Annotated in this window: 18 protein-coding genes; 11 read left to right on the forward strand and 7 right to left on the reverse strand. The window is 46.0% G+C overall.

Features of this window, described 5'->3' with window-relative positions:
- Positions 1-2 precede the first annotated feature (2 nt).
- A complete protein-coding gene (locus QEP07_RS02180; protein ID WP_256005937.1) occupies positions 3-1,151 on the forward strand; it encodes a tetratricopeptide repeat protein in 1,149 nt (382 codons plus the stop codon).
- Positions 1,152-1,213: 62 nt separating this feature from the next.
- A complete protein-coding gene (locus QEP07_RS02185; RefSeq protein ID WP_285008319.1) occupies positions 1,214-3,370 on the forward strand; it encodes an FUSC family protein in 2,157 nt (718 codons plus the stop codon).
- Here the strand turns inward: QEP07_RS02185 and bioB are convergent.
- From bioB to QEP07_RS02205, 4 genes are read right to left on the reverse strand one after another with little or no spacing between them, the layout of a single operon-like run.
- Positions 3,347-4,354 carry a biotin synthase BioB gene (bioB, locus tag QEP07_RS02190; RefSeq protein ID WP_285008320.1) on the reverse strand — a complete coding sequence of 336 codons (1,008 nt, stop codon included), beginning with the start codon at positions 4,352-4,354 and terminating at the stop codon, positions 3,347-3,349. The two genes, QEP07_RS02185 and bioB, sit on opposite strands and share 24 nt — an antisense overlap.
- 12 nt (positions 4,355-4,366) lie before the next feature.
- Entirely contained in the window at positions 4,367-5,716 is a 1,350-nt protein-coding gene (gene mgtE / locus QEP07_RS02195) for a magnesium transporter (RefSeq protein ID WP_285008321.1), read from the reverse strand.
- 25 nt (positions 5,717-5,741) lie between these two features.
- Positions 5,742-6,863 carry a magnesium/cobalt transporter CorA gene (gene corA / locus QEP07_RS02200; protein WP_285008322.1) on the reverse strand — a complete coding sequence of 374 codons (1,122 nt, stop codon included), beginning with the start codon at positions 6,861-6,863 and terminating at the stop codon, positions 5,742-5,744.
- Between the two features lie 3 nt (positions 6,864-6,866).
- The gene (locus tag QEP07_RS02205; protein WP_285008323.1) at positions 6,867-7,478 is read right to left on the reverse strand and encodes a WbqC family protein; all 612 of its coding nucleotides are present in this window, start codon (positions 7,476-7,478) and stop codon (positions 6,867-6,869) included.
- 77 nt (positions 7,479-7,555) lie between these two features.
- Here QEP07_RS02205 and QEP07_RS02210 point away from each other — a divergent pair, with 77 nt between their 5' ends.
- A complete protein-coding gene (locus tag QEP07_RS02210) occupies positions 7,556-8,401 on the forward strand; it encodes a lysophospholipid acyltransferase family protein (RefSeq protein ID WP_285008324.1) in 846 nt (281 codons plus the stop codon).
- Positions 8,401-9,423, forward strand: a complete 1,023-nt coding sequence (locus QEP07_RS02215) for a glycosyltransferase family 2 protein (RefSeq protein ID WP_285010719.1) — start codon at positions 8,401-8,403, stop codon at positions 9,421-9,423. Before QEP07_RS02210 ends, QEP07_RS02215 begins: the two co-directional genes overlap by 1 nt.
- Here QEP07_RS02215 and aroQ read toward each other — a convergent pair.
- Positions 9,409-9,831 (reverse strand): type II 3-dehydroquinate dehydratase, encoded by a 423-nt coding sequence (gene aroQ, locus QEP07_RS02220; protein WP_256005924.1) that lies wholly within the window; start codon positions 9,829-9,831, stop codon positions 9,409-9,411. The two genes, QEP07_RS02215 and aroQ, sit on opposite strands and share 15 nt — an antisense overlap.
- Positions 9,832-9,879: 48 nt before the next feature.
- Here aroQ and xerD point away from each other — a divergent pair, with 48 nt between their 5' ends.
- On the forward strand, positions 9,880-10,779 hold the full coding sequence (gene xerD / locus QEP07_RS02225; protein WP_285008325.1) for a site-specific tyrosine recombinase XerD: 900 nt from the start codon (positions 9,880-9,882) through the stop codon (positions 10,777-10,779).
- On the opposite strand, the gene prmC is transcribed toward xerD, so the two are convergent.
- On the reverse strand, positions 10,754-11,611 hold the full coding sequence (gene prmC, locus QEP07_RS02230; RefSeq protein WP_285008326.1) for a peptide chain release factor N(5)-glutamine methyltransferase: 858 nt from the start codon (positions 11,609-11,611) through the stop codon (positions 10,754-10,756). The two genes, xerD and prmC, sit on opposite strands and share 26 nt — an antisense overlap.
- A gap of 46 nt (positions 11,612-11,657) precedes the next feature.
- Between prmC and ribD the strand changes: the two genes are divergently transcribed.
- The 5 genes from ribD to QEP07_RS02255 all read left to right on the forward strand — a co-directional run bounded on the left by ribD (position 11,658) and on the right by QEP07_RS02255 (position 16,061).
- Positions 11,658-12,725, forward strand: coding sequence for a bifunctional diaminohydroxyphosphoribosylaminopyrimidine deaminase/5-amino-6-(5-phosphoribosylamino)uracil reductase RibD (gene ribD, locus QEP07_RS02235; protein ID WP_256005921.1), 1,068 nt, complete (start codon positions 11,658-11,660; stop codon positions 12,723-12,725).
- 28 nt (positions 12,726-12,753) lie between these two features.
- A complete protein-coding gene (locus QEP07_RS02240; RefSeq protein WP_285008327.1) occupies positions 12,754-13,572 on the forward strand; it encodes an EamA family transporter in 819 nt (272 codons plus the stop codon).
- A 1-nt stretch (position 13,573) separates the two neighbouring features.
- Positions 13,574-14,188: an IMPACT family protein gene (locus QEP07_RS02245; RefSeq protein ID WP_285008328.1), complete on the forward strand. Its 615-nt coding sequence runs from the start codon at positions 13,574-13,576 to the stop codon at positions 14,186-14,188.
- Between the two features lie 112 nt (positions 14,189-14,300).
- Positions 14,301-14,633, forward strand: coding sequence for a hypothetical protein (locus QEP07_RS02250; protein ID WP_285008329.1), 333 nt, complete (start codon positions 14,301-14,303; stop codon positions 14,631-14,633).
- A 162-nt stretch (positions 14,634-14,795) separates the two neighbouring features.
- The gene (locus QEP07_RS02255; RefSeq protein ID WP_285008330.1) at positions 14,796-16,061 is read left to right on the forward strand and encodes a chloride channel protein; all 1,266 of its coding nucleotides are present in this window, start codon (positions 14,796-14,798) and stop codon (positions 16,059-16,061) included.
- A 139-nt stretch (positions 16,062-16,200) separates the two neighbouring features.
- On the opposite strand, the gene QEP07_RS02260 is transcribed toward QEP07_RS02255, so the two are convergent.
- Positions 16,201-18,483, reverse strand: coding sequence for a GH92 family glycosyl hydrolase (locus QEP07_RS02260; protein WP_285008331.1), 2,283 nt, complete (start codon positions 18,481-18,483; stop codon positions 16,201-16,203).
- Positions 18,484-18,682: 199 nt separating this feature from the next.
- On the opposite strand from QEP07_RS02260, the gene QEP07_RS02265 reads away from it, so the two are divergent.
- The gene (locus QEP07_RS02265) at positions 18,683-20,140 is read left to right on the forward strand and encodes an ATP-binding protein (RefSeq protein WP_285008333.1); all 1,458 of its coding nucleotides are present in this window, start codon (positions 18,683-18,685) and stop codon (positions 20,138-20,140) included.
- Positions 20,141-20,168: the final 28 nt, after the last annotated feature.

Consider the following 20,168-nt stretch of genomic DNA (forward strand, 5'->3'; position numbering starts at 1 on the left):
TTATGAGTAAGCTATCATTTCTTCAGATTCTGTTAATATCATTGTTCGCTTCGGTTACAGCATTCGGTCAGAGAAGCCAGGTTAAGATTGCGAGAAACAGTATAGGGAAATTACAGGTCGCCATTAACGCCAAGGAGGATGCTAAGAAGCAACTCAGCATACTAGGAGAGGGGATCAAGGCCAGTGAGGCGGCGCAGAATGATAGAAAAACAAAGAAGTGGCCGGAGACATGGGCAATTAAGGCTTATCTTAGTTCCTATATTTCTATCATAGATACAGACGAAGGCAACGCAGAACGTTATTATACGATCGCAAATGAGGCGATTGATTCTGCAAGACGACTCGATAAATTCCAAGCCAATTCCAGACTGATCGATGCGGCAATATATAACGTGAACATCAGGAAGCAGAATAAAGCGGCGGTTGCATTCTCAAATAATGACTTCTCTACGGCGTATAAAATGCTGAAAGAAGTCAGTGACTTTTTTCCGAAAGATACTGCGCTTGCTATTAATACAGCTATAGCCGCACAAAACGTGCAAGATTATGATAATGCGCTGGTATATTACAAACGAGCAAAGGAAAACGGCGTTCGCAATCCCTTGCTTTTCCAAAACCTGGCCAGAATTTACACCTCAAAATTTGAGAACGAGCTGGCTATCCGTACGTTAGAAGATGGACTCAGAATGAATCCACACGATCAGGGACTCACAAGTAATTATATCAATACTTTACTTGACAATGAGCGCTACGCAACGGCCATAAAAGTCATTGAATCCACGTTGAAAGCAGATACCAAAAATAAACTGCTGTACTTCCTTTACGGATACCTCCATCAGAATAACAAGAATTTCAGCACGGCGGAACTAGCATATAACAGAGCGCTTGAACTGGACGAAAATTATTTCGATGCCTTATACCAAATCGGTCTCGCATACATACAGTCTGCGAACGAAGCGCTTAAAACGTCGGCAGCTGATAAAAATCAACAATTTGCATCACTAATCAATCGCGCAGAAGTTTCTCTGTTGCAGGCGCATGAGATCAATCAAAACGACAGAGCTACCGTACAGTTGCTAATGGACATTTATTCCAGGAAAAATCGCCTAGACAGAGTGCAGGAGTTAAAGTCTAAGCTGGAAGAATTCTAAGCATAGCGGATACGTTAGTTAACATAATATAAATTATGGCCTAATAGTTATTAAAGACGTTCATGCTGAATCGCCCAATCCGTAGTATTCACGACTTTCTGCTTAGCACATACTTTGCAGACGGATTGCGGATTTCCTTTGGCGTGCTTTGCCCGCCGCTTATTCTCGCACAGTTTGGCATGCTGCAGTACGGCATCACATTATCACTGGGCGCGTTATGTGTGAGTATTACAGATTCGCCCGGACCAATCGTTCATCGTCGCAATGCGATGCTCGTAACTACGGGACTCATCACGATCATATCCGTAATCGTCGGGCTGACCAATAAAAACGATTACTTTATAGGTGCTGTGCTGACCCTGTGCAGTTTCGTATTTTCTATGTTTTTCCTGTATGGACTAAGAGCTGCATCTGTTGGCACGGCGGCGCTGATCGTCATGGTGTTGAGCATCGACGACGTGAGGCCCTGGCAAGACGTGCTATTTTATGCTTTATTGGTGTTTCTCGGTAGCATCTGGTATACCATGCTCAGCTACCTCTTTTATAAGCTACGACCATATCGGCTGGTTCAGCAGAGTTTGAGCGAGTGTATCCATGAAATTAGTGATTTCCTTCGCGCCAAAGCTAAATTTTACAGAGAAAATACGGACTACGACCAGGCCTACGCAGAACTTTTAAAACTTCAGGTCCAGGTACATGAAAAGCAGGATGCGGTTCGGGAAGTTCTATTTAAGACCCGCGAAATTGTGCGTGAATCGACTCCGGAAGGCCGGTTTTTATTGCTTGTATTTGTAGACATCGTTGACTTGTTTGAGCAGATCATGTCGACATATTACAACTACAAACGGCTGCATGAACAGTTCGATCCGTCCGGAATCCTCAGCCATTACGAAAAGGTTATTATAAAAATTGCGGACGAACTGGACGATATAGGATTTGCGCTCGTTGCCGGAAATACCCCTCACCTGCCCTCAGATCTTGATAAGGACGTCGAAATGCTAAAAGCTGAAATTGTAAAGCTTGAGACCGACAAGTCGGGTGCTAACTATACCACGCTCGGCATCATTGCCCTTAAAAATATTGAGGTCAATATTGAGAACATCCTGTCAAGGCTGAAAACCATAAATGGATATTTCAATAAAGCCAAAAAGAAGAGCCTAACAACACGCAATATAAATGTCGACAAGTTCGTGACCCGGCAAAGCTTCGATACGGATCTGCTCTGGGAAAACCTTACGTTCAGGTCATCAACCTTCCGGCACTCCTTACGTGTTGCTATCGTTATGCTGATCGGCTTTGTCGTTGCAAAATCATTAAACTTTTCTCATAGCTATTGGATACTCCTCACCATACTTGTGATCTCAAAACCTGGATTCAGTCTTACAAAACAACGCAATTATGAAAGACTGGTCGGCACAATCGCCGGATCATTTGCCGGCATGGGCATCCTTATATACATCCAGGATAAGAACGCCCTCTTTGCCATTCTGCTGATATGTATGATCGGATCTTATAGTTTTCAGCGCAAAAATTATGTGGTCAGCGTATTGTTTATGACGCCATATATCTTGGTACTCTTTGATTTCCTCGGTATCGGAGGCTTGTCTGCCGCGCGCGAACGTATCTACGACACCTTGATTGGCTCTGGCATTGCACTAATCGCCAGCTACTCCCTGTTTCCAAACTGGGAACACGAAAAACTAAAAGAAGCACTCCAGGAAACCCTGCAGGCCAATATGAAATATTTCGAAGAGGTTGTTTTATTGTATTCAGGTCCGCTGGGCGACCTCACCAATTATAAAGTGGCGCGCAAACAGGTTTACGTAACTACGGCCAACCTGGCCTCACTTTTTCAGCGGATGTTCTCAGAGCCAAAAAGCAAGCAGGTAATTATGAAAGAACTGCATCAATTTACCGCCCTAAACCATCAGCTGTCGTCCTATATCGCTACCTTGTCCCTGTATGTTAAAGAACACAACTTTACAGGGATTGATCTTGAAGAACTTAAGCCCGTCATCCAAAACACCCAATACCTCTTTAAACAGACTATCGAAATCCTGCAGCACAATACCGGGCAAGTAAACAATGTACCCTTAATCAGACGCTCAAGTAAAGATGGCGAAATTCAAACCGCTCAGATGGTCATATCTGAGCAGTTCGACCTGACGCAAAAAGTAGCTTACGATATTTATAAGCTATGCGAGCGCATCAAGTTGTAGCTTTTCTGTATTTGCAGGCCTGCCCTTTTTAAAGGCCTCTCTTGTTTTTAGGCCAAGTAACTCGAACATAGCCACATCATCAATAAAAGCAGGGTTTGGAGTAGTCAGCAATTTATCGCCCGCAAAAATCGAATTGGCACCAGCCATAAAACAAAACGCCTGTTCCAGCGTGCTCATCTCATTTCTGCCAGCCGATAGGCGAACAACAGAATTTGGCATTACGATACGCGCAGTCGCTATCATCCTCACCATATCCCATATCGGCACACGCGGCTGATCCTCGAGTGGCGTACCCTTTACAGGTACCAATGCGTTAACCGGAACAGATTCCGGATGAACATCCATGTTTGCCAGGGTATGCAACATTGACACCCTATCCTCCACAGTTTCACCCAATCCAATGATACCTCCGCTGCACACAGTCAGTTTCGCCTTACGCACATTTTTAATAGTGTTCAGACGATCATCATAAGTACGCGTAGAAATGATCCGCTTATAATCATCCTCAGACGTATCCAAATTATGGTTATACGCATACAACCCTGCATCGGCCAATCGCTGTGCCTGGCTTTCAGAAAGCATACCTAAGGTACAGCACACCTCCATGTCCATGTCATTAACCGCTTTCACCATCTCAATTACGCGGTCAAAATCCCGGTTATCACGAACCTCGCGCCATGCCGCACCCATGCACAACCTTGACGCACCACCCTCCTTAGCTTTAACAGCAGCACTCACCACCTGGCTCACCTGCATTAAAGGCTGAACCTGCAGATCAGTATGATAACGTGCCGCCTGCGGACAATAAGCACAGTCCTCCGCACATCCGCCAGTCTTAATGGATATCAACGAACTGATCTGCACTTCGTTATAGTCCTGATTTTCGCGATGAATGGTAGCTGCTTCATAAATCAAATCCAGCAGAGGCTTATGATATATAGACGATATCTCATCTTTCGTCCAGTCGTGTTTTGTGGGTTGCATATAAATAATTAGTTAAAGTAAAAGTTTGCTCGCCAAACCAAGCAGCAGCAAAAATCCGAAAACATCTGTAAAAGTTGTAATAATAATTGAAGAAGCAATGGCCGGATCAATCCCAATTCGCTTTAAAAACAAAGGAATGCCCGTACCCGTCACAGCCGCTATCATCAGATTGCCGATCATCGCAAAAAAGATTACCAGGCCGAGCATCGGATTTGCATCGAAATACAATGCGAAAATAAATACGATCAAGCCAGTTACGGCCCCGTTTATTAAACCTACGGTAAACTCCTTCAATACCGCGCGGTAAGCCTGATTGTCCGTTAAATCATAAAGGGAAATCCGCCGTACCGTAACAGCAAGCGCCTGGGTGGCCGCATTCCCGCCCATACCGGCAATAATGGTCATATAGGCCGATAGCACCGGTATGCGGTTAAGCGTTGGTTCATAATGCCTGATCACGCCGGAAGCAAGAAATGCAGTACCAAGGTTCACAATTAACCAGGGTAAGCGCGACTTCACAGCCTCCACCCAGTTACCCGACAGCTCCTCATCCTCAGAAACCCCGGATATCTTAAGGATATCCTCCGTGTTTTCTTCCTCCAGTACGTCAATCACATCATCAAAAGTTACCCTGCCCAGCAGCTTCATGTCACTGTCAAGCACCGGTATACTCGTGATGTTATATTGCGAAATCAGTCTCGCTACCTCCTCCTGGTCCGTATCCGGATGCACCCAGGCCACCTCTGCCCTTACAAGTTCCGTGATCTTTACATTGCCCTTGGATCTGATGATATCCTCCAGCGACACAACGCCCTGGAAAACATTGGCATCATCTATCACGTACACAGTATAAAACTCCTCAATTTCTTCACTTTGCCGGATGATCTCGTCGATAGCATCCTTCTTCATCATGTTCACATTAATACGGATAAACTCCGTATTCATCAAACCACCGGCCGTCTCATCGTCGTAGCTCAGCAGGTTCCGGATATGAGAAGCATCATCTTCGTCCAGTTCCTCCAGTATCTCCAGTTGTTCGTGCGCTTCCAGTTGAGACAGAATATCCGTCGCATCATCATAATCGAGCTCTTCAACCACCTCGGCACGCTTTTCCGGATCCATCTGCAACAATAGTTCCTCCGGATGCGCCTCTTCAGTCATTTCCGAAAGCACCTCGGAAGCCGTTTCTACAGGAAGTAAATTGATAATACGCTGCCTGTCATGGGGCTGCAGACTAGCGAAAAGAATGGCAATCTCCGAGGCATGATATTCAGCCAGAACAGCCGAAAGCTGCTCATCGCTGGCGCTTAAGGCAGCCTTTATCTTGGAGATATCACGCTTATCCAGTTCAAATGATTGCACGGCACTAAGGTAATAATAATAGCCCCTATTTAAACCATCCCTTTTTCCAGAAATATATAACCTGAACTACCGCAATAAACGCCATTACTGCAATCGTATACACGTAACCGTGGGCCTCATATAATTCCGGCATATTACCCGGAAGCTCCTTGCCGGTCGCCGGATCTACCCGGGCAAAATTCATCCCGTAAATGCCCGCTATAAAAGTCAGCGGAATAAAGATGGACGAAATAATCGTTAGCACCTTCATAATCTCGTTCATCCGGTTGCTAATGATCGATAGATACATATCAATATTACTCACCGAGATCTCCTTCAGCGAATCAACAATATCAATAAGCTGAATACAGTGATCGTAAGCATCCTTCACATAGGTCTTTGTCTGATTCGGGATCCTCGGACTGTCACTGCGTAGAATATCGTTCAATTTGTCGCGCTCCGGCCAAACCACCCGCCTTATCGAGATCAGGTTGCGCTTAATAGACTGCGTGTCGTACATCACCGAGCGATCCGGATTGGCAAACAAGCGGTCCTCGATAGCATCAAGGTCATCGCCCCACTTATTCAAAATCTGAAAATAATGGTCAATAATATTATCCATCAGCGCATACATCAGATAGCTGCTTCCTCCCGTACGTATATTTCCTTTGCCAGCCTTCAACCTGGATCTTATAGGATCAAGACAATCCTCATAACTTTCCTGAAAGGTGAATAAAATATGATCGAACAAAATGAACGACACCTGAACATTATCTACATCCTCATTTTCGTCGATATACAGCATCCGGCTAATCGCAAAATCATAGCTCTCATACTCTTCAAGCTTCGGACGCTGATAAGTGCGCGTAATATCCTCAAGAATGAGCTTATTAATATTGAAATTCAGGTTCAGTTCCTCAAACACCGCCTCAGAATCCAGACCCTTCACTTCCACCCAGAAATTATAGTTCCGGTCGGTCACACACTCATGCAAGCCCTCAAATCCTGCCAGTTCCGAAATCTCATAATGGTCGGCGTTATACTTATACAGCCTTACAACCGTCTTTAAAGCGTTCGGATCAATATAAACCAGACCCGGACTGGAACCGGCCTCCGGCAGCGAATATCGCTTACGCTTGTGGTGTTTGCGTCTTGGTTCCTTTGGCATAGATTACAGATAAGATTTAGACTGCGGTCCCTGGTTAAACAACAAGTCAACCACACTTAAGTTTGGCAGGAAGCCCTGTCGGTCGTCAAACACCTGGAAATAAGGCTTGGCAGTAAACCCTAGGCAATCCCTTTTTGGATGAATACGCTCCCTGAAATCCAGTTCGACAGGCAAATCATCTTTGTAGTCGTCCGTAAAACCGATCTGCATATCCTTCTTCAACTGTTTGAAAACCCATGTCAGCAATTCCAGGTTATAGTCAAACAGGAAAGAATATTCCCGCTCATAAAACTGTACAAACTCATCCTCATAAAACTCAAAATAGGCCGAGTTCCGGTAGCAACTCGTCAAGCTCTTCCAGTGCAGGCGCTGCCATCTGAAATCATTGCTGATCCGCACATCCTTTACCTTAGTATGAACCTTGGCACCCTTTATTACCGGAACAATCAAATCAAGCGCCCCATTTGGCGAATAAATCTGCGCCCTGTTCCGGTAAGTTTGCTTTACAAAATGCTCCTCCCGCTCCAGCAGCAGCTTTGGTTCAAAGGCTTTTAAAGCAGAAAAATAAGCAACCGGCGGAAGATAAAAAAGCGGGAATATAGCTGAACTTTGCATCTGATAAATTATGTTTGCATTCTCAATTCGCCAAAATAATGATAAAAAAAGGCTTTTCTTATACAGGCATATTTTTTTTGAAGCTTTTATCATTACTACCTTTCAGCATACTGTACATCATCTCCGATCTGCTCTTTGCCATACTATACTACATCTTTCGCTATCGCCGTAAGGTTGTACAAGAAAATCTTCGTAACTCCTTCCCCGACAAAACTGAGGCTCAATTGGCTGTAATCGAGAAAGCCTACTACCGGCACCTCGCCGATCTCATCATAGAGATTGTGAAACTCGACAGCATTACCGAAAAACAAATCCTGGAAAGAGTAAAATTTAAGAACCTCGAAGTCATAACCAACCTGCTTAACGATGGTAAAAGCGTGCTCGCCTGCACTGCTCATTATAGCAACTGGGAACTGGGCATGATGGCCTTCGGCATTTGCATACCTGCAAAGTCATACGTGATCTATAAGCCGCTTAACAATACAGCCTTCGATAAGTGGTTTTATAAGGTCAGAACGCGAACGGGCAACATATTTATCACCATGAGGCAAACCCTTCGGGCGGTTGCTGCCACCAAAAATGAAGTAACCGCATTCTGTTTTGCTGGCGATCAAACCCCTATTCGGGAAGAAGCCCGGCATTGGATCAATTTTCTTAACCAGCCTACCGCCGTCATCACCGGTATCGAAAAGATCGCATTGCAAACCGGCCGCATACCCATCTATCTCGATATGCAGCGCGTGCGCCGCGGATATTACGAAGTAGAATGTACGCTGATCCACAAGGAACTTGCCCCTCCCGGGACCACCGAATTTCCAATTACAGCAGCTACCTTTGCGCTGTTAGAAAACATTATACGTAAAAACCCGCCCTTCTGGCTTTGGAGCCACAGGCGATGGAAACACAAACCAATAGCCGAATGATGACAACCCCGAGTGTAGCCGTAGTGATCCTGAACTGGAACGGTCAGAAATTATTGCAGCAATTTCTGCCAGGCGTCGTCATGTCGCAGTACCCCGATCTGCAGCTTATTGTGGGCGATAATGCCTCTTCCGACGAGTCCGTCGCTTTCATTAAGGCCAACTATCCCCAAATCCGTATCATTGAAAACGACAGGAACTATGGATTTGCAGAGGGTTACAAAAGAGTGCTCAATCAGGTAGAGGCCGATTATTATGTGCTGCTCAATTCTGATGTCGAGGTGCCGCCCGACTGGATTCATCCGGTAATCAGATATATGGAACAGGACCCGCTTATGGCGGTCGCCCAGCCTAAAATCAAATGGCAGGTCAACAAAACCAAGTTCGAATACGCCGGTGCCGCCGGAGGCTATCTCGATCTGCACGGCTTCCCTTTCTGTCGCGGTCGGTTGTTCGACACGGTAGAAGCAGATTACGGGCAATATGACCAGGCATCCGAAATCTTCTGGGCAAGTGGTGCCGCTCTTTTCATCAAGAGTCGCTGCTGGAAGGAAGTTGGCGGTCTCGATCCCGATTTCTTTGCGCATATGGAGGAGATCGACCTGTGCTGGCGACTCAAAAACCTGGGTTATAAGATCGGGTACTGTCCCCATGCAGAAGTCTATCATGTTGGCGGCGGTACGCTCGACAGCAACAGCCCCTATAAAACCTATTTGAACTTCCGGAACAACCTGGTCATCATGCAAAAAAATCTCCCGCTAAACGATGCCTGGTCCAGGATATTCATTCGTATGTCGCTCGATTTCGTAGCATGGATACATTTCATGATTCAGGGTAAAGCCGATTTCGCCTTCGCCATCAATAAAGCGCACTGGCATTTTTTAACGAGCCTGAATCATAACGCCCGAAAAAGATCGGGCAAACAGATTCCTTTCCAGCAACATGGCGGACAATACCCGCACAGCATAGTTTATGCATATTTTATCGAAAAGATCAGGTTTTTTAGCCAGTTAAAGTGGTTTTAACAGACTTTCAATAGCAAGCCGGTAACCATCCAGACCAAAGCCTGTCAGCACTCCTTTACAATTTTTTCCCGTCAGCGACACATGCCGGTATTCCTCCCGCGCATAAATATTAGATACATGCACCTCAATCACAGGTGTATTTATTGCCGCAATCGCATCTGCCAAAGCCACCGAAGTGTGGGTATACCCTCCCGCGTTAATCACGATGCCGTCATAGGTAAAGCCCACTTCGTGCAACTTATTGATCAATTCACCTTCCACGTTGCTCTGAAAATAGTCAATTTGCATCACCGCGTACATGGCCCGCAACTGCTCCATATACGTTTCGAAACCAACGTCGCCATATATGCCCGGTTCACGGACGCCGAGCAGGTTAAGATTGGGACCGTTTATTATTTGTATCTTCATTGCCTCAAACATAAACTATAAAACTTACAGAATAAAATCTTTTTTGACGTGCAGATCGAAGCCTGTTTGCGACCTTATAAAAATTACCTGCGACTGGAACGCGGCTTGTCGGCCAACTCCATCGAGGCCTATCTGAGTGATGTACGTAAACTGGATCAGTACCTTCAGTCTGTTTCTAAAACTACTGATATAAAGTTAATTGATATCTACCATCTAAAGGAATTTATTACATGGATATCAGAACTCGGGATGCTTGCAAGCAGCCAGGCCAGGGTCATCTCCAGTATCAAATCCTTCTTTTCTTTCCTTGTGCTTGAGCAATTGATCATAGAAGATCCAAGTGAAGTCCTCGACGCACCGCGGATACCCCGCAAACTGCCTGACGTCCTCAACGTAGAAGAAATCAATGCACTCATAGCCGCTGTAGATGCATCTAAACCAGACGGTATGCGCAATAAAGCAATGCTTGAAATACTTTACGGATGTGGGCTGCGAGTATCAGAGCTCGTCAATTTGAAGCTGTCGCAGATATTTATCGAAGAGGGATTTATTAAGGTACTGGGAAAAGGCAACAAAGAACGTCTCGTACCCATAGGTAGTACAGCCCTTAAAATGCTGATGATATATCTTGAGGAAGTGCGTGTTCAGGTTAAAATTATCCCTGGGTATGCCGATTACGCCTTCCTGAGCCGTCGGGGTTCCGGACTCACCCGGGTATTTGTGTTTAAAGTCATCAAATCCCTGGCTGAAAAAATCGGGCTCAACAAGGCAATCAGTCCGCACACTTTCCGGCATTCCTTTGCTACACACCTTATAGAAGGCGGTGCCGATCTGCGGGCCATTCAGGAAATGCTCGGACATTCAAGCATCACTACAACGGAAATTTATATGCATCTCGACCGCGATTACCTTCGCTCGGTTGTTATGCAGTACCATCCAAGAAGTTAGCTCTTATCATTCTGTCGTTTCCCTGCATGTCTTGCTTTAGCTCAATGTTTGTAAAGCCTTTGGAAGAAAGCATTTGAACAGTTTCGATGCCATACCTGGCGTTGATCTCAAAAAACAGCAGACCACCTATCCTAAGACTAACTTTCGCAAAATCTGCGATCGCCTCATAAAACAACAATGGTCGTTCATCCGCAACAAACAAGGCCAGATGCGGCTCAAAGTCCAGTACATTCGCATGCATTTCAGCCTTTTCCGATCCACCAATATACGGGGGATTGCTTACAATAATGTCGTATTTATCCGCTGTGGAAAACGTTAATATGTCAGCTTGAACAAAATGCACATCCACCTCATTCAAAAGCGCATTATTGCCAGCCACCTCAAGTGCCTCTTCAGATATATCGAGTGCAGTTACAACCGCCTCAGGGATAAACTTCTTAAGTGAAACCGCAATGCAACCACTACCCGTGCCTATATCCAAAATCTGCAATCCTTTACGTGTATTGCACGACCGTATCACCCAGTCGACCAATTCTTCCGTCTCTGGCCGTGGTATAAGCACATTTTTATTCACCCTAAAAGTAAGTTCGAAAAAGCTCGCCTCGCCCAATACATATTGCAAGGGTTCCCCCGCTTTTAACCGCTCAAGAATTTTAATATAACCCTTATGTGCATCAGCGCTCAACAAATCATTGTGTGCCATTATAGCCTGCGACCGGCGCATGCCGGTAAGATGTTCAGTCACCAGATAAAACACTGAGCTAATTTCATCCCGATCATAGATGTTACTTAACTCATTAGTGAAAAATTGCAATAATTGCTTTAAATTCATGCGTTGCAAAAATAGTAAATCCAACATTAAACTTACTTTTGCTGAGATGACAAAAGAGCTATACATGCGTCGCTGCCTTGAGCTGGCAGAAATGGGCATCGGAAACGTAAGCCCAAATCCAATGGTAGGCTGTGTTATTGTGCATAACGATACCATTATCGGCGAAGGGTATCACGCCAGGTTTGGTGAAGCGCACGCGGAAGTCAACGCCATTAATGATGTCTTCAGGCTGCATGGCGAGCACGCGCCGCAACTGCTCCGCGAAGCTACGCTGTATGTCAACCTAGAACCCTGCGCGCATCACGGCAAAACACCACCCTGTGCAGACCTGCTCGTAAAGCACCAGATCAAAGAAGTCATCATAGGCAATAAAGATCCCTTCGCCGATGTCAACGGCAAAGGTATTGCACGCCTGCGCGATGCAGGTATTGCTGTAGAAACCGGCTTGCTCGAGCAGGAATGCAGTCAGCTCAACAGGCGCTTCTTCACCAGGATTACGCAGCACCGGCCCTATATTATTTTGAAATGGGCTACAACGGCCAACGGCTACTTTGCACCAAAAAACACCCTTCAGGAATGGATCAGCGGACCGCTTGCAAAAAAGCTGGTGCATAAGTGGCGTACAGAAGAAGACGCCATACTCATAGGCAAGCGTACTGCCATGGCCGATAATCCTCTGCTTACCACAAGGGAGTGGACAGGTAAAAATCCTGTGCGGATATTAATCGACCGCCAACTGCAGGTTTCAACCTCAAGCCATTTATTCAATGACCAGTCTAAAACGCTCATATTAAATGAGGTAAAGACAAAAACTGAGAATAACATATGTTATATCCAGATGGAAGACATGCAGAACTATCTGCCCCAGAAGATAGCCTTCCAGCTTTACCTGATGGATATACAGTCAGTTATCATAGAAGGCGGGGCAAACACCCTATGTCAGTTCATAAAAGCCGGACTATGGGATGAAGCGCGCGTGTTCACTTCAGCCACATCCTGGCAGGAAGGTGTGCGCTCACCGCAAGTAAACGGATTCATTGCCGAACAGCTGGATATCCATAACGACCGGCTTACCATCTATCAAAACCAACTGAATGCTGTACCTTTTCATTAGCGTCTGCTGCAGCGTAACCGTAGCGGTTATGTTGAAGCTCGCACGTCGATACAAAATCAATATCCCCCAAGCCGTTACGTGGAACTATTTCTTCGCTATCATCCTGGCCATTTTCTTTTTCCGACCGGAAGTACGGACCCTAAGTCCGTCTAACTTTTCGCTGGTCTACCTGGCTTTAGGAATCCTGCTCCCATCTATATTCTGGTTTTTGGCTGCGTCCGTCCGAAATATAGGCATCGTCAAAACCGACATCGCGCAGCGATTATCCCTGTTCATTCCTATCATAGCGGCCTATGTCGTCTTCCAGGAGCGTTTCAGTACGCTTAAGATTGTCGGGCTCTGCGTTGGCTTCCTTGCTATATTTTTTACACTCTACAAAAAATCGTCCGAACACAAAAGCGGACAAAGGTGGATATATCCGCTGATGGTTTTTATCGGGTTTGGAGTTATAGATACTCTCTTTAAGCGCGTTGCCCAGGTTCAAACCATACCCTACACCAGTTCACTCATCCTCATTTTTGGCCTGGCTTTCATCCTTTCCCTTTGCGCAATTATGTACCTGAGGCTAGTCAGAAAGCAGCGTTTGCAAATGGTCAATTTCGTCTGCGGATGCATCCTTGGCTTCTTCAACTTTTTCAACATCCTGTTTTACCTCAAGGCACATCAGGCCATGGCCGATAATCCCTCCACCGTATTTGCCGCCATGAACATGGGCGTTATCATTGCCGGAACCCTCGTCGGGATCTTCCTCTTCAAAGAGAAACTAAACCGGCTGAATTATCTGGGACTTACCTTCGCGCTCTGCGCCATCATCCTGATCGCCATAGCCCAGAAATACCAGATCTGACATGTTATTCGACGATACCTACAAAACCATAGCTCAGTCGGCCGAAGGGCTCTTTAAGGACAAAGGCAGTAAATTTATTGCTTATGCCTATCCCATTTCGTCCGACGAGCAGGTGAAGACTATCCTGCAGCAACTTCGTGCTGAACACCCTAAAGCGCGACATCACTGCTGGGCCCTGCGGCTCACGCCGGATAAAAGTGTGTTCCGGTTGCAGGACGACGGAGAACCTTCGGGAACAGGCGGTCGTCCCATCCTGAACGCTATCCTCAGTGCAGATCTCACCAATATACTTATTGTCGTGGTACGCTATTTTGGCGGCACGCTGCTTGGCGTACCCGGACTCATCAACGCCTATCGCACCGCTGCTGCCGATGCTATTTCCGCCGCTCAGGTCATCGAAAAGACGGTCAACGACATCTACGAGATCACCTTCGATTACCTGGTCATGAACGACGTTATGAAGCTCATCAAGGACCAGCAGCTTAACGTCATTTTCCAAAGCTTCGACAGCACCAGCACCATGCGGTTTGAAGTGCGGAAGAGTCAGGTAAACGTTGTGGCCGACCGGCTGCGCAACATACAAGGTCTTGAGGCCAAATACCTGTATACCGGCTAAAGCAACGGCATCATCCACTGTCAGTTTCCTTGTCAAAAACCACAATTCCCAAACAAAAACCGGGTATTGATGTTGAATATTCAGCGAGAAGAGCAAAGTTATTCAACATAAAATGAGCACATCTATGTTTACCAAACTGAAAGACAAAGCAACCTTAGCCCTTGGAGGCTCTATATTAAGAAGATACGAAGCAGAAGAGCTCAATGCCGGAAAACGCTTGATCTCCGTCATCGCTGGCGCATACATATTGCAGCGCGGAATCAAAGCACTCAAGACCCGTCCTGTTATCGGGGCCGAAGAAATAATTCTGGGCGGCATGCTGCTGTTCAGTGCAGCAAGCGGACTAAACAAAAAAATAACGAGGCGACCAGTCGAACCCTCCGATTTTCGTCGTAATCAGATACAAGGTAACGACCCTGCATCCGGCGTTCCTGCATTTGTCTAGCCTCTGCAATAATCGCAACACCTATGAAAAACAAGACAGCGCCTGTCCGCATTGCGGATGGGCGTTTTCAATTAGTGAGCCCTCGTCTTAGTATTTTAAACACCAGATTGCTATCTTTGCGCAAAATTCCCTAACGCTCCCTGTCTTGAAAATCAATCAGCTATGCGAGAAACAGTCATCCGGTACAATTATTTTAAACTTGCCCTGGCATCCATTATTGTCGGTCTTTTTGCCTGCCTCCTTGCCGATTCGCTAAAATATATCACCGAATACTATCAGCATCTTATCTTCAACCGGGCCAAGAGCATCCCCTATCTTTTCGTCTTACTGCCCTCCATCGGCATCACGCTCATATACTTCCTTCGCAAGTACCTTTTTAAGGGTAAGCAGAACAAGGGAATCAAAGAAATATACCAGACCATATCCAACCGTAAAAACCAATTGCCCGCATTCAAAATTCCGTCCCACTATTTCAATGGATTCCTAACGGTCATCTTCGGCGGGTCTACAGGTATAGAGGTTTCCACTGTCGTATCCACTGCCACCATCGGTGCAATGGCCCATAAGCGGGAAAACATTGCCAACTTATACAAAACCGAACTGGTCTGTGCAGGTGTGGCGGCCGGAGTCGCTACCTTATTTGGAAGCCCCCTCGCCGGAATGCTCTTCGCGGTCGAAGTCATCTCCAGGAAAGTCACCAAAACCGTATTATTAAGCACCGCATGCGCTTCGCTCATTGCCTGGCTGTTCATGTTCCTGCTCCGTGGTGAAGCCATGTTTCACTTCAGCATATCCGAATGGAAGCCTGCTGCCCTGCCTTTCTTCATCCTGCTTAGTTTGCTGGCCGCCTGCCTGGCTGTGTATTTCACGCGGACCGTCATCTTTATCAAAGCCCGTTTTTCAAAGATATCGAGCAACTTTATCCGGGTGAACGCAGGCGCGGTACTGGTCGGACTAGCCATCTTTCACTTTCCGCAATTGTATGGCGATAGTTACCATGCCATCCCCGGATTAATGAAGCAGCTTCAAAGCAATAACTATACCTCGATGCTTCCCCTATTGCTGGCTGCTATTGTGCTGCTTAAGCCGCTGGTCGCATCGCTCACCCTTGGTGCTGGGGGCGACGGCGGAGTGTTTGCGCCAAGCATAGTAGCCGGCGCCTTTCTGGGTATGCTCACGGCCACAGTGTGCAACCACTTTTTCGGCACCGAGCTGGTGGTAGTCAACTTCGCCCTTGTAGGTGCCGCTGCTGTACTTAGTGCCGCAATCCATGCACCCTTCACCGCCATAGCTTTGGCCTGCAGTATGGTCCTTGGCGGCTACATGCTGATTATCCCCATCCTGCTAGCCTGCTTCCTATCCAGCTATCTCGCTAAATACCTCTGTAGCTACAACGTCTACACCTATAAAGAACAAAAAGCCGTATAAACACAAAGCGAGGGTAAACCCTCGCTATTTTTTTGCAATCCGTCTAAAATTAAATGTCTTTGAGAGAGCCTCAGCGCTTTTGTTGCGCAGCTTCAAAAGATGCAGCTCCCGAAAAGAGATTTAATTAAGTACAACATGCTTACTTTTTGACTTTCCCCGTCATAAAAAACTTCAACTTGCCCCCATTCATAATGTCAGCATGCTTAAGCTTCCAGTCCGTAACAGGCTTATCATTCAGCAATACCTTAGACACATAAACATTCTTGTCGCTCTGGCCAACAGCCTCAATCTCAAGCGTCTTACCGTTCTCTAAAGTCAGCACCGCGTTTTTTACGGCCGGACTGCCAATCGCATATTCATCAGAACCTGGCGCTACAGGATAAAAACCCAGAGAAGAAAACATATACCAGGCACTCATCTGACCGCAGTCGTCATTACCACCTAAGCCATCAGGCGTCGGCTTGTACTGCATCTTCAGGATCATACGTACCCGTTCCTGAGTCTTCCATGGCTGTCCCACCCAGTTATACAAGTACGCCACATGGTGCGCCGGCTCATTACCATGCACATAGCCCCCTATAATCCCCTCACGGGTAATATCCTCCGTGTCCGCAAAAAACTCATCAGGAAGATGCATGGTAAACAACGAATCCAGCCGGGAAGCTACTCGCTTCGCACCACCCATCTTCGCGATCAATCCAGCCGGATCATGAGGTACAAAGAAGCTGTAATTCCAGGTATTGCCCTCAATAAAACCCTGACCGTGCGTGCTCAGTGCGTCAAAATCCTTTTTAAAACTACCATCGGCAAGTTTAGGCCGCATAAAACCTATCGACGGATCAAAATTATTCACCCAGTTGCCAGAGCGCTTCATAAATTCATTATAAACCGACTGCTTACCGAGTTTCTTTGCAATCTGCGCAATGCACCAGTCATCATAAGCATACTCCAGCGTATTCGAAACAGAAGTAACATTACGCTCTGCAGGGATATAGCCCAGATCAATATAGTCACCTATGCCCTCATAATTCCTGTGATTAGCCGTTACAATACAAGCCTCAAGCGCTTTTTCCGCATCACCATCGTACACGCCTTTGATAATCGCATCCGCCAAAACCGACACACTATGATAACCGCTCATACACCAGTTGTCGTTCGCGTAGTGCGACCAGATCGGGAGCATCTTCAAAGAATTTTGCTCATAATGGGCCATCATCGACTTCACAATATCATTATTGCGTGAAGGCTGCATGATATTGAAAAAGGGATGCAGAGCCCGGTAGGTATCCCAGAGTGAAAACGTTGTATAGTTTACAAATCCGTTCGCCTTATGTACGTTCTGATCCAAACCCTTATACTCACCGTTCACATCACTATAATTTGTAGGGTTCACAAAAGCGTGATACATCGCTGTATAAAAGTTGATCTTGTCATTCTCAGACGCACCGATTTTTATCTTGTTCAGCTCCTTATTCCAATCCTGCTGCGCCTGAGCCTTTACCTGCTCAAAATCCCAGCCCGGAATCTCAGCACGCATGTTTTCCAGTGCATTGGCCTGGCTCACGGGCGATAGCGCGAACTTGATTTTCACCTTCTCCCCCTCATCCGTTGCAAAGTCAAAGTACATCCTGATTCGCTTTCCGGCGATCTCAGGGTGGTTCTTTGTCTGATCAAACTTGCGCCAGAAGCCACGGTAAACCGGTGCCGGCTCAAAATTCTTTTGTCCGTATTCTCTAAAAGGCTTCGAGAACGACATCGCAAAGTAAACCGTCCGCGTCCGCGCCCAACCGTTCGTTTGCCGGTAACCTGTAATCAGCGTATCATTCACCACCCGCACATACGTCCAAACCGTCTTGTCCTCATAATTATAAATACCCGACATCAGGTCGAGGATAATATGCGAGTCATCCGATTTAGGGAAAGTATACTGATGCATACCCACGCGATTAGTCGCCGTCAGCTCCGCCAGAATATTATGATCGTCAAGCTTAACCTTATAATAGCCCGCTTCTGCCACCTCATTGGCATGAGAAAAAGCCGAACGGAAGCCCGATCTAGGATCAGACGCCACACCCGGATTCATTTGCAGCTTGCCCTGCGTCGGCATAATCAGGAAATCACCAAGATCAGAGTGCCCCGTTCCGCTAAAATGCGTGTGACTAAAACCTACAATCGTCTTATCTTCATATTTATAGCCTGCACAATACTTATACACCTCACCGTTATACTTACCGTTTACCGCATACGGAATAGTGTCCGTATCCGGACTCAGTTGTACCGCGCCGAACGGGACCGTAGCGCCCGGGTATGTATGCCCCATCTTTTCCGTTCCAATAATAGGTTTAACGTATTTAACCAGAGCCTGTTGGGCGTCAGCCAGACCAGGAACCAGCAGCAAACCAAAAAATAGAATTTTCTTCATAAAAGATACCGTGTTTTATGCTGTCTAATATAGAAAAATAATTCCACACGCCCGCTTCGTTGCCGCTTCCCCCGGGGTACTATGCCTTAATATAAACATTACACAAGACAACGAGTTTCAGCTTATCATAGACTTTTGTGTTAAAATAAGATAATATTAATAGTCTTATTATTACATTTGTGTAGAAAATACTCAAATAATGAAAGTATCATCTGTTATTCCGACACCTAAGATTATAGAAAGGCTCCAATTTGAAAATCCCTGGTGGATATCCAAGGTGATCCATCCCGCTTACAGTTCGATGTCAAGGCGGCTGTACTTCGAGCTTTTTTACCCTTACGTAAAAGAAACGGATGTAAGGCGTGCCGTTGTTCTGATGGGACCTCGTAGGGTCGGAAAAACCGTGATGATGTTTCACGCCATATCACAGCTTATCGATGACGGGATCAATCCCCAGCGAATATTTTTTATAGGAATTGACAACCCGATATACATGAACCTGGGGCTTGAAGATATTCTTTTACTCTGCCGCGACGCGTTGAAATTGGCGGACTTGCACGGATGCTATGTTTTTTTCGATGAGATTCAGTACTTAAAAGACTGGGAACGTCATTTAAAAGTATTGGTCGATACTTACCCCGATTGTAAATTTATTGTATCGGGCTCGGCCGCCGCTGCCTTGAAATGGCACAGTTCAGAAAGCGGAGCTGGCAGGTTTACCGACTTCATGTTGCCACCGCTCACATTTCAGGAATACATCCACCTGAAAGGCATGGCGCACCTGTTAAACAAAGGAACCCTTACATACTCCGGGAAAACCGCTCCTTTCACAGTAACGCACGATATCAAAGTATTGAATAAGGAATTTGTCAACTATCTTAATTTTGGCGGGTACCCGGAAGTTGTCTTGTCCGAAAAGATACAAGACGATATGGGCCGCTATGTTAAGAATGACATTGTAGATAAAGTACTGTTACGCGACTTGCCTAGTCTATACGGAATCAAGGACGTTCAGGAACTGAACAGGTTTTTCAGTTACATTGCTTACAATACCGGAAACGAGTTCTCCTTCGAAAAGCTGTCAAAAGAAAGCGGTATTGTGAAAGAAACGATCAAGCGATACTTAGAATATCTTGAAGCAGCATTTTTGATTAAAGTCCTGAATAAGGTCGACATAAACGCCAAGCGATTAAAGCGGATAACAAGTTTTAAGGTTTACCTCACAAATCCCTCCCTTCGCACAGCGCTGTTCTCTCCAATATCCGACAGTGACCCCGAAATGGGGAACCTTGTCGAGACCGCGCTGCTATCACAATGGATGCACCGGGAGAAACTGGATTTAGCCTATGGGCGTTGGAAGGCAGGAAGATCCGAAGGAGAGGTTGACCTCGTGTTATTGGACGACAAAAGATTTAAGCCACTTTGGGGCGTAGAAATTAAATGGAGCAATCGTTATTTCGATAAACCACAAGAGTTGAGTAGTTTGGTTCAATTTTGCGAAACTAATCAGTTCAATGCAGCATTGGTCACCACAATCGATAAAGAAGGCGTCCGGGAAATCGGAAATATTGCCCTTACTTTCATACCCGCGGCATTATACGCATATCATATCGGAGTAGTTACCCTTCAGAAGAAAGCTCAGCAAAGCTCAATCTGATATTTACGCTAGCCTGACCCCAATATTT

This window comes from Pedobacter faecalis, assembly GCF_030182585.1.
Taxonomy (GTDB): Bacteria; Bacteroidota; Bacteroidia; order Sphingobacteriales; family Sphingobacteriaceae; genus Pedobacter; species Pedobacter faecalis.

Bases quoted from the DNA above. Each gene is read 5' to 3' on its own strand.
- QEP07_RS02180 (WP_256005937.1), top strand. From the start codon at position 3: ATGAGTAAGCTATCATTTCTTCAGATTCTGTTAATATCATTGTTCGCT.
- QEP07_RS02185 (WP_285008319.1), top strand. From the start codon at position 1,214: ATGCTGAATCGCCCAATCCGTAGTATTCACGACTTTCTGCTTAGCACA.
- bioB (WP_285008320.1), bottom strand. From the start codon at position 4,354: ATGCAACCCACAAAACACGACTGGACGAAAGATGAGATATCGTCTATA.
- corA (WP_285008322.1), bottom strand. From the start codon at position 6,863: ATGCCAAAGGAACCAAGACGCAAACACCACAAGCGTAAGCGATATTCG.
- QEP07_RS02205 (WP_285008323.1), bottom strand. From the start codon at position 7,478: ATGCAAAGTTCAGCTATATTCCCGCTTTTTTATCTTCCGCCGGTTGCT.
- QEP07_RS02215 (WP_285010719.1), top strand. From the start codon at position 8,401: ATGACAACCCCGAGTGTAGCCGTAGTGATCCTGAACTGGAACGGTCAG.
- aroQ (WP_256005924.1), bottom strand. From the start codon at position 9,831: ATGAAGATACAAATAATAAACGGTCCCAATCTTAACCTGCTCGGCGTC.
- prmC (WP_285008326.1), bottom strand. From the start codon at position 11,611: ATGAATTTAAAGCAATTATTGCAATTTTTCACTAATGAGTTAAGTAAC.
- ribD (WP_256005921.1), top strand. From the start codon at position 11,658: ATGACAAAAGAGCTATACATGCGTCGCTGCCTTGAGCTGGCAGAAATG.
- QEP07_RS02240 (WP_285008327.1), top strand. From the start codon at position 12,754: ATGTTGAAGCTCGCACGTCGATACAAAATCAATATCCCCCAAGCCGTT.
- QEP07_RS02245 (WP_285008328.1), top strand. From the start codon at position 13,574: ATGTTATTCGACGATACCTACAAAACCATAGCTCAGTCGGCCGAAGGG.
- QEP07_RS02250 (WP_285008329.1), top strand. From the start codon at position 14,301: ATGAGCACATCTATGTTTACCAAACTGAAAGACAAAGCAACCTTAGCC.
- QEP07_RS02255 (WP_285008330.1), top strand. From the start codon at position 14,796: ATGCGAGAAACAGTCATCCGGTACAATTATTTTAAACTTGCCCTGGCA.
- QEP07_RS02260 (WP_285008331.1), bottom strand. From the start codon at position 18,483: ATGAAGAAAATTCTATTTTTTGGTTTGCTGCTGGTTCCTGGTCTGGCT.
- QEP07_RS02265 (WP_285008333.1), top strand. From the start codon at position 18,683: ATGAAAGTATCATCTGTTATTCCGACACCTAAGATTATAGAAAGGCTC.